We start from the raw sequence: 14607 nt of genomic DNA on the forward strand, positions 1-14607 counted from the left end.
ACCCCCCGCGAAAGGGGCCTGACCGCCGCCTTCCGCTCCGCTCCAGGCGGCGGTCAGGCGTCGCGGTCCTCGACCGGGACCACGTCCTTGAGGAAGTCGCGGCGGTCGAGGAACGCCGACAGGCTCTCGCGGTGCTCGTCGCAGGCGAGCCAGATCTTCCGCCGGTCCGGGGTGTGGATCTTCGGGTTGTTCCAGCGCAGCGCCCACACGGCGGCGGCGCGGCAGCCCTTGGCGGAGCACTGCAGTTCGTCGGGGCCGGAGCCCGGTGCGGATTCGGTCACCACGCAACTCTGGCACAGGGGCCGGGGCGCCCCGCGCGCCGGGTTTGGCGAGATGATCTCCGGAAAGGAGATCGCTCGTGCGGACGGAGGCGGCGGCGGGCGCCGACCAGGAGGGCCGGGTGCAGCGCCCCTGGCGGGCGCTCTCGGTCTGCCTCGTCGCCGCGTTCATGACGCTGCTGGACGTCAGCATCGTCAATGTCGCGCTGCCGTCGATCAAGCAGGGGATGCACGCCTCCGAGGCGGGGCTGCAGTGGATCCTGTCGGGCTACGCGCTGACCTTCGGGCTGGTGCTCGTGCCCGCCGGGCGGCTCGGCGACGCGCGCAGCCGCCGCGCCGTGTTCATGACCGGGCTGGCGCTGTTCACCGCGGCCAGCGCGGCGGCCGGCATCGCGCCGGCCATGACGTGGCTCGTGCTGGCCCGGCTCGTCCAGGGCGTCGCGGGCGGCATCCTGAACCCGCAGGTCGCGGGGCTCATCCAGCAGCTGTTCCAGGGCGGCGAGCGGGGCCGCGCGTTCGGCGCGCTCGGCGCGGTCATCGGGATCGCGACGGCCGCCGGGCCGCTGCTGGGCGGCGGCATCATCGCGCTCGCCGGGCCCGAGGAGGGCTGGCGCTGGGTGTTCTACGTCAACATCCCGGTCGGCGTGGCGGCGCTGTTCCTGGCGTGGCGGCTGCTGCCGCCGCCGGTGTGCGGGGAGAAGCAGGGCCTCGACCCGCCCGGCGTGCTGCTGCTCGGCGCGGGCGTGGTGTGCGTGCTGCTCCCGCTCGTCCAGGAGCAGCAGTGGCACGGGAACCGCAAATGGCTGCTGGTCCTCGCGGGCGCGCTGTTCATCGCGGCGTTCGCCTGGTGGGAGCGGCGGGCCCGCGCGCCGATGGTGGACCTCGGGCTGTTCCGGCTCCGCTCGTACGCGCTGGGGTCGGCGATCGCGCTGCTGTACTTCGCCGGGTTCACCGCGATCTTCTTCATCTTCACCCTGTACCTGCAGAACGGCCTGGGCTACAGCGCGCTGGAGGCGGGCCTCGCCATCACCCCGTTCGCGGTCGGGTCGGGCGTGGCGGCGGCGGTCGGCGGGCGCATCGTCGCCAGGTACGGGCGGCCGCTCGTCGCCGCCGGGCTCGCGATGGTCACGGTCGGGCTGGCCGCGGCGTGGCTCGCGGTCGAGCTGGAGCCGGGACGGGGCGTCGGGATCGCGACCGCGCTGCCGCTGCTGTTCGCGGGCTGCGGCAGCGGCCTCGTCATCGCCCCGAACCAGACCATCACGCTGTCGGAGGTCCACGTCACGGAGGGCGGCAGCGCCGCCGGCGTGCTGCAGACCGGGCAGCGGGTCGGCACCGCGACGGGGATCGCGGCGGTCGGGTCGGTGTTCTTCTCCGCGCTCGCGAGCACGCACGGCGACTGGGCGGGGGCGTTCCGCCGCGGCCTCGTCGTCATCCTGGCGTTCGTCGTGCTGGCGCTGGCGGCGGCCGTCGCCGACCTGGCGGCCGGCCGCCGCGCCCGGTCAGCGGCGCTGGCGCAGCGCGAGGCGCAGGAGCACGGCCAGGCCCGCGAGAACTGCTGACGCCGCGCCCGCGAGCGCCAGGTTCTGCCGCCGGATGCGGGCCGGGATCCGCGCGTACGGCATCGTCGAGAACGACACCAGCTCGTACCGCGAGACGTACCGGCCCGCGAGCCGGCGTTCCAGCGCGTGCGTCGCCGCCTGCTTCGCCCGGTACACGGGGGACGACACGCGGTCGCGCATCTCGATGAAGTTGTCCAGCGCCATCTCGGCGATCGCGTCGGTGTTCGGCTTGCGGCGCTCCTCGTACAGCGCCAGCGCGCGCGCCCAGTCGCCGCCGGTCTCAGTCAGGCAGCGGTCGATCTCGATGCAGTCCTCGAACGCGCAGTTCGCGCCCTGCCCGAAGAACGGGACGATCGCGTGCGCGGCGTCGCCGAGCAGCGCGACGATTGCGCCGTCGCCCCGCCGCGTCCACGGCCGGCACCGCACCGTCACCAGCGACCCCACCGGGTTGCGCTCGTAGTCGTCGACCAGGTCGGGGATCAGGCCCGCGACGTCCGGGTAGTGCTCGGCGAAGTACGCGGTGATCTTCTCGGGGGTGTCCAGCGCCGCGAGGTCGGACTTGGGCCAGAACAGCGTGCAGGTGAACGAACGGTCCAGGTTCGGGAGCGCGATCATCATCGAGGTGCCGCGCGGCCAGATGTGCAGCGCGTCCGGGTCGAGCGCGAAGTCCCCGCCGCGCGGCGGGACGGTCAGCTCCTTGTACCCGTGCTCCAGGAAGTCGGCGTCCTCGTTGAGGCCGAGGGACCGGCGCACGGCGCTGTACGCGCCGTCCCCGGCGAGGACGACGTCCGCGTGCTCGGTCCCGCCGTCCTCCATCAGCAGCGCCCCGGCCTGGACGTCCACGCCGGTGACGCGCTGGGCGAAGCGCAGCGTCACGCCGGGCGTCGCCTCGGCCGTGTCGAGCAGCGACTCGTTGAGCTGGGCCCGGCTGATGGAGTTGATGGCGCGCTCGCCGTCGGCGCTGTAGGGCTGGAAGTTCTGCTCCTTGCCGAGCGGATGCACCATCCGGCCGTGCATCGGCAGGGCCTGCTTCAGCGACCGGTCCCGCAGCCCCACCTGTTCGAGGGCGGCGAGCCCGCGCGCGGAGATCGCCAGGTTGATCGAGCGGCCCCGCTCCGCGCCCGCGATCCGCGGGTCGGGACGCCGCTCGTAGACGGTCACCTCGATGCCGCGCCGGCCGAGCAGCACCGCGAGCAGGCAGCCCGCGAGGCCCGCGCCGACGATCGCGACCCGCTCGCCCCGCTCAGGCGCCATCGGCGGGCCCCTCCCCGTTGGCGGGCCGCTCTCCGTTGGTGGGCTGCTCTCCGTTGGTGGGCTGCTCGGTCTGCGAGCGGACCTCCCACAGGTCGGGGAACGCAGGCGTGAACAGCGTGGAGCGCAGGTAGTCGGCCCCGGCGGAGCCGCCCGTGCCGAGCTTGGCGCCGATGGTCCGCTCGACCATCTTCAGGTGCCGGTACCGCCACTCCTGGATGCCCTCGTCCACGTCCACGAGCGCCTCGCACACCTCGGCGGCGGGCCCGTTCTCGTCGGCGTAGACCGCCAGCAGCACCTTCTGGACGTCCGCGTTCGGCTCCCACGGCAGCGAGGTGTCGCGGTCGAGCGCCTCGCGGGGGACGGGGTGGCCCTGCACGGCGAGGTAGCGGAGCAGCGAGTCGAACATCGACGGCCGTGCCACCGCGGCGCGCAGCCGCTCGTCGCCGCGCAGCACCGACGCCGGGAACCCGCGCCGGCCGAGCACGGCCTCGATCTCGCGGAACTGGTCGCTCTGGAACCCGCTGGAGGTGCCGAGCGCGTGCCGGAACGCGGCGAACTGCCGGGGCGTCATCGTCTCCAGCACGTCCAGCTGCCCGACCACGGTCTTGAGGATCTTGGCGATCCGGCGCGCGGTGTGCAGCGCGCCCGCGCTGCCGCCCGCCTCCAGCCGGCGCTGCAGCAGCGCGGCCTCGTGCAGGATCTGCTTGAACCACAGCTCGTAGACCTGATGGATGATCACGAACAGCAGCTCGTCGTGGGCGTCGGTCTCGGGCTCCTGGCAGTCCAGGAGCCGATCCAGCCGCAGGTACCCGCCGTACGTCATCGTCGGCGAATCCGCCATCACCGCCTCCTTGCGACACAACGGATGTGACCCGCAGCATATTGGATCGTTCTGCCCATTCGGCCGGTGGGTGGACCTGTGGCGGACATACCCGGCAATCCGCCCGACGTGGGGCGGTGCGGCCTCACCAGGACCGGAGCGACCGCCGGAAGATGCCCGCGATGTCGTCCTCGGTGACCGGGCGCGGCGACGCCACCAGCAGCCGCTGCTGCCGCATCGTGCCCTCGACCAGGTCCGGGATGTCGGCCTCCCCGTAGCCGACGCCCGCGATCCCGTCCGGGATGCCGATGTCGCGCATCAGGCTCAGCAGCGCGCGCGGCAGGTGCTCGGCCGGGTCGTCCGGCCGGTCCATCTCCGGGGCGAGCAGCTCGGCCGCGCGGATGTGCCGTTCGGGACGCGCCTGGAAGGTGAACCGGAACGCCTCGGGCGCGGTGAGCGACACCGACATCCCGTGCGGGACCATCGGCTCCCCGTCCGGGTACCCGTCGGGACGGAAGTCCTTGACCTGCCCGGCGATCGGGTACGCGTTGGCGTGCGGGATGTGCACGCCCGCGTTCCCGAACCCGAGCCCCGCGAACGTCGCGGCCAGTGCCATGTCGGCGCGGGCCCGGCGGTCCTCGCCGTCCCGGACGGCCGCGCGGAACGAATGGGCGATCAAGCCGAGCGCCCGCTCGGACCACATGTCCGAGACCGGGTTCGCGCCGCAGTACGGGACGCGCTGCTCGGGCCGCTTGCGCTCGTACGCGTCGTACGGCTTGGCCGTGTAGCTCTCCAGCGCGTGGCACACGATGTCCATCCCGGACGACGCGGTCACCCCGGACGGCTGCGTCACCATCAGGTCGGGGTCGACGACGGCGAGCGCCGGGCGCATGCGCGGATGGCTGATGCCCGTCTTGACCCGCAGGTCGAGGACGTCCAGGACGCAGACCGTCGTGCTCTCCGCGCCGGTCCCGGTCGTGGTGGGGACGGCGACGAGCGGCAGCAGCGGCCGCTCCGGTGCCCGTCCCGCGCCGACCGGCGGGTTCAGGTACTCGGCGAGGTCGCCGTCGTTCGTGGTGAGCAGGTTGACGGCCTTGGCGGTGTCGATGCTGGACCCGCCGCCCACCGCGACGTACGCGTCGTACGGGCCGGTGTCCCGCGCGTGCTCGACCGCCTCGCGCATGCTCGCGTCCGTCGGCTCGACGCGGACGCGGTCGTACACCGCCGCCTCGATCCCGTACGCCTTCATCGCGTCGGCGACGCGCTGCGGCCCGCCGGTAGCGGCGACGCCCGGGTCGGTCACCACGAGGACCCGCCGCGCGCCGTGCTGCGCGAGGTCATAGCCGATCTCCTCGGCCGCGCCCGTGCCGAACTTCAGCTGCGGCGCGCCGTAGGTGAAGACCGTCTCGTTCGCCATGTCCGCCCCTCGATGCCGGTACCGGTGATCGTTCCCACGGTGTCACCGCCCGAACGCGGCGGGCAAGGCGGGGCCGGCGCCCGCTACTCGTCGGAGAGCTCGCCCACCGACACGCGCACGGCGCGCAGGGCGGCGGTGATCTCGGCGGCGCGCTCGGCGGGCAGGGCGGCGATGCCGAAGCCGGCCTCGTTGAGCGCGACGGTGGCCTCCTCGGCGAGGTCGCGGCCCGCCGGGGTGATCGTGGCGAGCACGACGCGGCGGTCGTCGGGGGAGGGGGCGCGGCCGACGAGCCCGCGCCGCTCCAGCCGTCCGATGACGTTGGTGACCGACGCCGGGTGCACCATGAGGCGAGTGCCCATCTTCCCCATGGGAAGGGTGCCGGTACGGGTGAAGGCGAGCAGCCGGAGCGCCTCGTAGGCGGCGAAGGTCAGCCCGTGCGGCTTCAGCACCGCCTCGATCCGGCTGAGCAGCAGCTGCTGCGCCCGCATCACCGAGGTCACGGCCGCCATGTGGTCGGCGTGCTCGGGCCAGCGGGCGCTCCACTGCCGGTGGGCCTCGGAGATGGGGTCGGGGGTGTCGGGCACCGCCCCACCGTAAGGCGTCTTGACCTCGTCGCGCACGGAAACTATTTTAACTTCCAAATATTGGATGTCCAAAGGTTGAGGTGGGGGACGTGTCCGGACCGCTCCACAAGCCGGTGCACCCGGTGCGCTTCGTGACGGCCGCCGCGCTGTTCGACGGGCACGACGCGGCGATCAACATCATGCGGCGGATCCTGCAGTCGCAGGGCGCCGAGGTGGTGCACCTGGGGCACGACCGGTCCGTCCGCGAGGTCGTCGACGCCGTGCTGGAGGAGGACGCGCAGGGCGTCGCGATCAGCTCCTACCAGGGCGGCCACGTCGAGTACTTCGAGTACCTGTCGCGCAGCCTCAAGGAGGCCGGCGCCGAGCAGGTGCGGGTGTTCGGCGGCGGGGGCGGCGTGATCGTGCACGAGGAGATCGCCCGGCTCGCCGGCGCGGGCGTGCGGATCTTCTCCCCGGAGGACGGGCAGCGGCTCGGCCTGCCCGGCATGATCAACGAGCTGGTCCGGGACTGCGACGTCGACCTGGCCGACGAGCCCGTCCCCGCGGACGCGGTGATCGCCGGCGACCGGCGCGCCCTCGCCCGGACCATCACCTGCCTGCAGGCCGGGAAGCTGGCCGGCGCCGACCGCGCCGCGCTCGCCGACGCCGCGTCCGGACGCCGCGTCCCCGTCCTCGGCATCACCGGGACGGGCGGCTCCGGCAAGTCCTCCCTCACCGACGAGCTGGTCCGCCGGCTGCGCGTCGACCAGCGCGACCGGCTGCGCGTCGCGGTCCTCGCCGTCGACCCGACGCGGCGGCGCGGCGGCGGCGCCCTGCTCGGCGACCGCATCCGGATGAACTCCCTGGACGGCGACAGGGTCTTCTTCCGCTCCCTCGCCACCCGCGGCGCCCGCGAGCTGCCCGAGAACATCGAGGACATCCTCACCGCCGTCAAGGCCGCCGGATACGACCTGGTCATCCTGGAGACGCCGGGGATCGGGCAGGGCGACGCCGCGATCGTGCCCCTCGTGGACGTCTCGCTGTACGTGATGACGCCGGAGTTCGGCGCCGCGTCCCAGCTCGAGAAGATCGACATGCTCGACTTCGCGGACGTCGTCGCGATCAACAAGTTCGAGCGGCGCGGCGCCGAGGACGCCCGCCGCGACGTGTCCCGGCAGCTCGTGCGCAACCGGGAGGCGTTCGGGCAGCGGCCCGAGGACATGCCGGTGTTCGGCACCAGCGCCGCCACCTTCAACGACGACGGCGTCACCGCCCTCTACCAGCACCTCGGCGGCATGCTCACCGAGCACGGCCTGACCCTCGCGGACGGCGCGCTCCCGCACGTCGACACCAGGGTCTCGACCGGCGCCGCCACGATCATCCCGCCGGGCCGCGTCCGGTATTTGAGCGACATCGCCGAGACCGTCCGCGGCTACCACGCCGACACGGCCGCGCAGGCCGAGGCCGTCCGGCGGGTGCAGCGCCTCGACGAGGTCCGCGCCGAGCTGACCGATGCGTCCGAGGTCGAAGGGCTGCTGGAGAGGGCGCGCCGCGACGTCGCCCCGGAGAACGCGGCGCTGATCGAGGGCTGGCCCGCCGTCGTCGAGTCCTACTCCGGCGACGAGCAGGTCGTGAAGATCCGCGACAGGGAGCTGCGCACCACGCTGACGCGCGAGTCGCTGTCGGGCAGCCGCATCCCGCGCGTCGCGCTGCCCCGCTACACCGACCACGGCGAGCTGCTGCGCTTCCTGCGCGCCGAGAACCTGCCCGGGAGGTTCCCGTTCACCGCCGGGGTGTTCCCGTTCAAGCGCGACAACGAGGACCCGGCCCGCATGTTCGCGGGGGAGGGCGACCCGTTCCGCACCAACCGCCGCTTCAAGCTGCTGTCGGAGGGCCAGCCCGCCACCCGGCTGTCCACCGCGTTCGACTCGGTCACCCTCTACGGCCGCGACCCCGACGAGCGTCCCGACGTGTACGGCAAGGTCGGCACGTCCGGCGTCTCGATCGCGACGCTCGACGACATGAAGGCGCTCTACGACGGGTTCGACCTGTCGTCGCCGACCACGTCGGTGTCGATGACCATCAACGGGCCCGCGCCGACGATCCTGGCGTTCTTCCTCAACACCGCGATCGACCAGGGCCTCGACCGGTTCCGCGAGGAGAACGGGCGCGAGCCGTCCGCCGGGGAGGCCGCGGAGATCCGCGCGCGGGTGCTGTCCACCGTGCGCGGCACCGTCCAGGCCGACATCCTCAAGGAGGACCAGGGCCAGAACACCTGCATCTTCTCCACCGAGTTCTCGCTGCGGATGATGGGCGACATCCAGGAGTGGTTCATCGCCAACAAGGTCCGCAACTTCTACTCGGTGTCGATCTCCGGCTACCACATCGCCGAGGCCGGCGCGAACCCCATCAGCCAGCTCGCGTTCACCCTCGCCAACGGCTTCACCTACGTCGAGTCGTACCTGGCGCGCGGAATGGACATCGACGACTTCGCGCCGAACCTGTCGTTCTTCTTCTCCAACGGCATGGACCCCGAGTACAACGTGCTCGGACGCGTCGCCCGCCGCATCTGGGCCGTCGCCATGCGCGACCGGTACGGCGCCAACGAGCGCAGCCAGAAGCTCAAGTACCACGTGCAGACCTCGGGCCGCTCCCTGCACGCGCAGGAGATGCACTTCAACGACATCCGCACGACGCTCCAGGCGCTCATCGCCATCTACGACAACTGCAACAGCCTGCACACCAACGCCTACGACGAGGCCGTCACCACCCCCACCGCCGAGTCGGTGCGGCGCGCGCTCGCGATCCAGCTCATCATCAACCGCGAGTGGGGCCTGGCGATGAACGAGAACCCGCTGCAGGGGTCGTTCATCATCGACGAGCTGACCGACCTGGTGGAGGAGGCCGTCCTCGCCGAGTTCGACCGGATCAGCGAGCGCGGCGGCGTCCTCGGCGCGATGGAGACCGGCTACCAGCGCGGCCGCATCCAGGACGAGTCGATGCTGTACGAGCAGCGCAAGCACGACGGGTCGCTGCCGATCGTCGGCGTCAACACCTTCCGCACCCCGGACTCCGGAGACGGCACGCCCGACACGATCGAGCTGGCCCGCGCCACCGAGGACGAGAAGCGCTCCCAGCTGAAGCGGGTCCGGTCGTTCCAGGCCGCGCACGGCTCCGACGCCGATGCCGCGCTGGCCGCGCTGAAGGAGGCGGCGCGGGTGGGCGAGAACGTGTTCGCGGTGCTGATGGACGCGGCGCGGGTGTGCAGCCTCCAGCAGATCACCGACGCGTTCTTCGAGGTCGGCGGCCAGTACCGCCGCAACGTCTGAGCGCCGCCCCGCATGGCCGTCCGCGACGACACCGGCGTGCCCGTCCCCGTGCCGGGGCGGGTGCGCCGGGTGGTGTCGATCGTCCCGTCGCTGACGGAGACGGTCGCGGTGACCGCGCCGGAGCTCCTCGCCGGCGCCACGGACTGGTGCACGCACACCGCCGGGCTCGACGTGCCGCGCGTGCGCGGGACGAAGAACCCGGACGTGGAGCGGATCAGGGAGCTGCGGCCCGACGTCGTCCTCGGCAACACCGAGGAGAACCGCCCCGCCGACGTCGAGGCGCTGCGCGCCGCGGGCGTCCCGGTGTGGATGACCGAGATCCGCACCGTGGACCAGGCCCTCGCCTCGCTGCGCCGGATGCTCACCGAAGTGTGCCATGTGCCGGTCCCGGACTGGCTGGACGAGGCGGCCCGCGTCTGGGCGGACGCGGCGCCCGGCGAGCCGCGCGCCGCCGTGATCCCGATCTGGCGGCGCCCGTGGATGGTCGTCGGCCGCGACACCTTCACCGGCGACGTGCTGTCCCGCCTCGGCGTGGCGAACGTCTACGCCGGCCATCCCGAGCGGTACCCGAAGATCCCGCTGGACGAGCTGAACGCCGCCGGCGCCGACCTGGTCGTCCTCCCGGACGAGCCGTACCGGTTCACCGAGGACGACGGCCCCGAGTCGTTCCCCGGCACCGACGTCGCGCTCGTCAGCGGGCGGTACCTTACCTGGTACGGCCCGTCGCTCGTGCAGGCGCCCGCCGAGCTGCGGGAACGGCTCGCGGCGGCGCGGACCTACTGACCGGCCTCCCCGGCCCGACCGGCCTCCCCGGCATCGGACGGGCGGCGCGTGAACATCGCCTCCACGCAGCGCGCCATCCGCCCGTCCAGCTCCTCCGCCGGGACGTCGATCTCCCGCGCCAGGTGCTCGCGCAGCAGCGTGTAGCCGTAGATCGTGGACGCGATCGCCGCCTGCACGGCCTCCACGTCGTCGATCGGCAGCTCGCCCCGGGCCGCCTCCGCGGCGAGGTCCTTGCGTCCCTCGCCGCGGTTCAGCAGTACCCGGGGGCGGTCGTCGCCGTCCAGCACCAGTAGCGTCGCCAGCAGCACCGGCTCGGGGTGGCGCAGGCTCGTCCAGAACAGCCGCGACAGCCGCTTGCGCAGCGGCAGCCCCGCGGCGCCCGCCGCGTCCTCGGCGTTCGGCCGGGACCGGTGGAACAGCGCCGAGCGCAGCAGCGCCCGCCGCGACCCGAAGTACTGGTAGACCAGCCCGCGGTTGACGCCCGCCTCGTCGGCGACCTGCCGCAGGTTGAGGCCCGCGAGGACGCCGCCGCGGCGCAGCAGCGCGATCGCCGCCGCCCGCAGCGACTCCTCGGTCGCGTCCCGGTCGCGGGTCCGCTCGTCCCGGCGCCCCGCCCGCGGAGCGGTCACGCCCGCCGCGTGCGGGGGGACGACCCCCCGCACCCCCCGGACGCGACCGTCGCCCTCCGCTCCGCCGGGGCTCCGCTCCGGTCGCCGATCACGCTTTGGGGCCGCCCGCCACGTAGATCACCTGGCCGGACACGAACGACGCGTCCTCGCTGACCAGGAACGCCACGACGCCCGCGATGTCCTCGGGACGGCCCACGCGGCGCACCGGGATCTCCTTGGCGGCGGCGTTCTTGAAGTCCTCGAAGCCGACGCCGACCCGCTCGGCGGTCGCCGCGGTCATCTCGGTCTCGATGAACCCGGGCGCGATCGCGTTCGCGGTCACGCCGAACTTGCCCAGCTCGATCGCCAGCGTCTTGGTGAAGCCCTGCAGGCCCGCCTTGGCCGCCGAGTAGTTCACCTGGCCGCGGTTGCCGAGCGCCGACGTCGACGACAGGTTGACGATGCGGCCCCAGCCGGCCTTCGTCATGTGCTCCTGCGCGGCGCGGCTCATCAGGAACGAGCCGCGCAGGTGCACCGACATGACCGAGTCCCAGTCGTCGTCGGACATCTTGAACAGCAGGTTGTCGCGGGTGATGCCGGCGTTGTTCACCAGCACGACCGGCGGGCCGAGCTCGGCGGCGATCCGCGCGACGGCCGCGGCGACCTGCCCGGAGTCGGCGACGTTCACGCCGACCGCGAGGGCCTTCCCGCCCGCCTTCTCGATGGTCTCCACGGTGCCGGCGCAGGCGGCCTCGTCGAGGTCGCAGACCGCGACGGCGAAGCCCTCGCGGGCGAGCCGGACGGCGGTGGCGGCGCCGATGCCGCGCGCCGAACCGGTGACGATGGCGACCCTGGTGTCGGTCATGTCGTTCCTGCCCTTCCTCGAAGCCGGATGTGTCAGACCTGGATGTCCTTGGCGATGATGGTCTTCAGCACCTCGCTGGTGCCGCCGTAGATCCGGGTGACCCGGGCGTCGGCGTACAGGCGCGCGATCGGGTACTCCAGGATGTAGCCGTAGCCGCCGTGCAGCTGCAGGCACTTGTCGACGACGCGCTGCTGCACCTCGGTGCAGAACAGCTTCGCGACGGCGGCGTCGGCCGGGGTCAGCTCGCCGGCGTCGAGGGCCTCGATGCAGCGGTCGACCAGGGACCGGGCCGCCTCGACCTCGGTGGCGCACTCGGCGAGGACGAACTTGGTGTTCTGGAACGAGGAGACGGTCTTGCCGAAGACCGTGCGCTCCTGGACGTACTTGCGGGCGAACTCGACGGCGGCGGCCGCGGACGCGTAGGAGCTGGTGGCGATGCCGAGCCGCTCCTCGGCGAGGTTGTGGGTCAGGTAGCTGAAGCCCGCGCCCTCCTCGCCGAGCAGGTCCTCGACGGGCACCTTCACGTCGACGAACGACAGCTCGGCGGTGTCGGAGCTGCGCAGCCCGATCTTCTCCAGCTTGCGGCCGACCGAGTAGCCCTCGCTCTTGGTGTCCACCACCAGGATCGACAGGCCGGCGCGGCGGTTCTCCGGCGTCGCGGGCGACGTGCGCGCCACCACCAGCACCCGGTCGGCGAGGACGCCGCCGGTGATGAACGTCTTGGCGCCGTTGAGGATGTAGTGGTCGCCGTCGCGCCTGGCGGTGGTCTGCATGCCGGCGAGGTCGGAGCCGGTGCCCGGCTCGGTCATCGCGATGGCCGTCATCATGTCGCCGCTGATGAACGGCGGCAGCCAGCGCTTCTTCTGCTCCTCGGAGGCGTACTTGAGCAGGTACGGCAGGACGAGGTTGACGTGCACGCCGTAGCCGCCGAAGCTCACCCCGGCGCGCGCGCACTCCTCGGAGATCACGGCCTGGTACTTGAAGCTGGTCTCGCCGGCGCCGCCGTACTCCTCGGGCACCTGGATGCCGAACACGCCCAGCTCGCCGAGCTTGTTGTAGAAGTCGCGGGGCGGGTGCCCGGCCTGCTCCCACTCCTCGTAGACGGGAGCGACCTCGGCCTGGATGAAGTCCCGGATCGTCTCCCGGAACGCCTCGTGGTCCTCGTTGAACAGGGTGCGGCGCACGCTCGGCCCCTTTCGCTGCGTAACTAACAGAACGCTAACTTAGCTCGAATCCCGTTCTAGCAGCAAACGCCGGACACGTGCGGGGCCGCCGCGCGCGCCATCCATGGAGAGATTGCGGAATCTAGCGTTCCGTTCGGATGGGACTCCGGGCCGGGCGCCCGCCTCAGCAGGACGGTTCGCAGACGCGCCGCGACACGGCCTTGAGGAAGATCCCCTGGATCTGCTGCGGCGTCTCGGCCACGTACACCTCGCCGCGCGTCGCGTGCGCCACCCGCCGCAGGTCCCGGACGTCCACGTCCGGCCCGTACCCGAGCATGTTGATCTGCACGGGCCGCTGCGGGTCGTAGGCGCGGCCCAGCTCGGCGAGCGTCTCGTCCAGCGTCGGCCCGTCGGGGTCCTCGTCGCGGCCGTCGGTCCACAGCAGGATCGAGTTCACGAACTCCGGCTTGTAGGTCCGCGTCATGTACGCGAACGCCGCCAGGACGGTGTCGTACAGGCCGGTGTCGCCGTGCTTCTTCACCCGCATCTGCGCGAACGCGCTCAGCACCCGCTGCCGCCGGGTCGACGACCCGAGCCGCTCGCCGAGCGGGCCGACGCCCACCAGCTCCCGCCAGTCCTGCCCGCCCGGCAGGTCCGTGGAGAACTCCCACTGGCCGAGCTCGCTGTCGTCGGGCAGCAGCGACAGGCCGCCCTGCGCGGTGCGGATCGTCGACTGCAGCCGCGACACCCCCGGCGCGACCGGCTCGGCCATCGAGCCGGAGATGTCCATGATGCTGAGCATCCGGATGCTGAGCGACAGCTGCGCCCACGCCTGCATCGTCTGCGCGACGGCCGAGGCGGACGGCGCCGCCAGCGCGTGCGGCACCCGCGGGTCGACGCCCGTTCGTGCCGTGAACGACGCGGGCGCGGCGCCGTCGGGGGTCCGGAGGCCGAGCCGCCGCACGTCCGCGCGCGACGCCTTGGATGTGAGCGCTTTCTCGAAGAGCCGGCCCGCGCGCACCTTCGCCGGGTCCTTGCCGAGGACGGTGACGGGGTAGTCGAGGAACACCGAGCCCTCCGACGGGTACACCGCGACGGCCGGATCGGCGGCGTGCGCGGCGTTGTAGGCGAACACGGCCCGCTCCGGCGCGAGCGCCACCGGGTAGGGCTGCTCGGAGCCGCCGCGGAACGCGGTGAACTCGGCGTTCACCGACGCGGCGATGCCCTCCCGGATCGTCCGGACCACCCCGGTGAACACCGCCTCGCCGCCCGGCGACCCGCCCATCAGCGTCCCGGCCAGCATCAGCGTGCCCATGCCCGTCGCGCTGCGGTCGGGGTCGGGCACCTGGAGCCGCAGCAGGTGGGCGGGGATCGCGCCGCCGTTCCCCGCGTCCGGTGCCGCGCCGGAGCCGTCCGCCGTCCCGGCCGCCACGAGCAGGTCCCGCCAGGACGGCCGCTCCGGCACGCCCGCGGCCCTCAGCTGCGCGGCGAGGGCCTTCGGCATCGCCACCACGATCGGGCTGGACGCGATCCCGCCGAGCCCGGTGAACGGCACCGCCTGCGCCGGCCGGCCGGACCCCTGCACGAGCCTGACCCACAGCGAGGAGTCGGGGATCCACACGTCGGGCCGCTCGGTCACCCCGGCCGAGCCCTTGCCGGACAGCAGCGTCGCGACCGCCGCCGGGTCCGCGGCCCGCACCCGCAGCCGCGCGCACCGGCCGCCGATCTCGTGCCGGGCGTCGTTGAACCGTCCGGCCGCCTTCGCCACGGCGGGCTCGACGTCGGGCGCCGCCGCGACCGAGACCGTCATCGCGCCGCCGCCGGAGCAGTCCCCGCGGGACGAGGCGAACGCGTACACGCCGAAGCCCGACAGCACGACCAGTCCCACGGCCGCCGCGAACGGGCCGAGGAAGACGCCCGCGCGGCGCCGCGGCGGACGCGCCGTCCCGTGACCGCCGTGCCGGCCCG

Annotated in this window: 12 protein-coding genes; 3 read left to right on the top strand and 9 right to left on the bottom strand. The window is 73.1% G+C overall.

Features of this window, described 5'->3' with window-relative positions:
• Positions 1 to 53 precede the first annotated feature (53 nt).
• On the bottom strand, positions 54 to 281 hold the full coding sequence (locus tag F9B16_RS42160) for a hypothetical protein (protein ID WP_151545873.1): 228 nt from the start codon (positions 279 to 281) through the stop codon (positions 54 to 56).
• A 77-nt stretch (positions 282 to 358) separates the two neighbouring features.
• Between F9B16_RS42160 and F9B16_RS42165 the strand changes: the two genes are divergently transcribed.
• Positions 359 to 1837, top strand: a complete 1479-nt coding sequence (locus F9B16_RS42165) for an MFS transporter (RefSeq protein ID WP_225992427.1) — start codon at positions 359 to 361, stop codon at positions 1835 to 1837.
• Here F9B16_RS42165 and F9B16_RS42170 read toward each other — a convergent pair.
• From F9B16_RS42170 to F9B16_RS42185, 4 genes are all read right to left on the bottom strand, one after another.
• A complete protein-coding gene (locus F9B16_RS42170) occupies positions 1778 to 3091 on the bottom strand; it encodes an FAD-dependent oxidoreductase (protein WP_151545874.1) in 1314 nt (437 codons plus the stop codon). The two genes, F9B16_RS42165 and F9B16_RS42170, sit on opposite strands and share 60 nt — an antisense overlap.
• Complete coding sequence (locus tag F9B16_RS42175; protein WP_151545875.1) at positions 3081 to 3932, bottom strand: tryptophan 2,3-dioxygenase; 852 nt, start codon at positions 3930 to 3932, stop codon at positions 3081 to 3083. The genes F9B16_RS42170 and F9B16_RS42175 overlap by 11 nt, the downstream gene beginning before the upstream one ends.
• A 124-nt stretch (positions 3933 to 4056) precedes the next feature.
• Complete coding sequence (locus F9B16_RS42180; protein WP_151545876.1) at positions 4057 to 5328, bottom strand: hydroxyacid-oxoacid transhydrogenase; 1272 nt, start codon at positions 5326 to 5328, stop codon at positions 4057 to 4059.
• An 83-nt stretch (positions 5329 to 5411) separates the two neighbouring features.
• Positions 5412 to 5948, bottom strand: coding sequence for a MarR family winged helix-turn-helix transcriptional regulator (locus tag F9B16_RS42185; RefSeq protein WP_225992428.1), 537 nt, complete (start codon positions 5946 to 5948; stop codon positions 5412 to 5414).
• 53 nt (positions 5949 to 6001) lie between these two features.
• On the opposite strand from F9B16_RS42185, the gene icmF reads away from it, so the two are divergent.
• Positions 6002 to 9220, top strand: a complete 3219-nt coding sequence (gene icmF, locus F9B16_RS42190; protein ID WP_151545877.1) for a fused isobutyryl-CoA mutase/GTPase IcmF — start codon at positions 6002 to 6004, stop codon at positions 9218 to 9220.
• 12 nt (positions 9221 to 9232) lie between these two features.
• On the top strand, positions 9233 to 10003 hold the full coding sequence (locus F9B16_RS42195; RefSeq protein ID WP_151545878.1) for a helical backbone metal receptor: 771 nt from the start codon (positions 9233 to 9235) through the stop codon (positions 10001 to 10003).
• Here F9B16_RS42195 and F9B16_RS42200 read toward each other — a convergent pair.
• The 4 genes from F9B16_RS42200 to F9B16_RS42215 all read right to left on the bottom strand — a co-directional run.
• On the bottom strand, positions 9997 to 10632 hold the full coding sequence (locus tag F9B16_RS42200; protein ID WP_192809250.1) for a TetR/AcrR family transcriptional regulator: 636 nt from the start codon (positions 10630 to 10632) through the stop codon (positions 9997 to 9999). The genes F9B16_RS42195 and F9B16_RS42200 overlap by 7 nt on opposite strands.
• A gap of 88 nt (positions 10633 to 10720) precedes the next feature.
• Positions 10721 to 11476: a 3-oxoacyl-ACP reductase FabG gene (gene fabG / locus F9B16_RS42205; protein WP_151545880.1), complete on the bottom strand. Its 756-nt coding sequence runs from the start codon at positions 11474 to 11476 to the stop codon at positions 10721 to 10723.
• 32 nt (positions 11477 to 11508) lie between these two features.
• Positions 11509 to 12660: an acyl-CoA dehydrogenase family protein gene (locus tag F9B16_RS42210; RefSeq protein WP_151545881.1), complete on the bottom strand. Its 1152-nt coding sequence runs from the start codon at positions 12658 to 12660 to the stop codon at positions 11509 to 11511.
• A gap of 163 nt (positions 12661 to 12823) precedes the next feature.
• Positions 12824 to 14607, bottom strand: a 1784-nt coding sequence (locus tag F9B16_RS42215) for a substrate-binding domain-containing protein (RefSeq protein ID WP_151545882.1), incomplete at its 5' end; no start/stop codon positions are given.

This window comes from Actinomadura montaniterrae (assembly GCF_008923365.1).
GTDB lineage: Bacteria > Actinomycetota > Actinomycetes > Streptosporangiales > Streptosporangiaceae > Spirillospora > Spirillospora montaniterrae.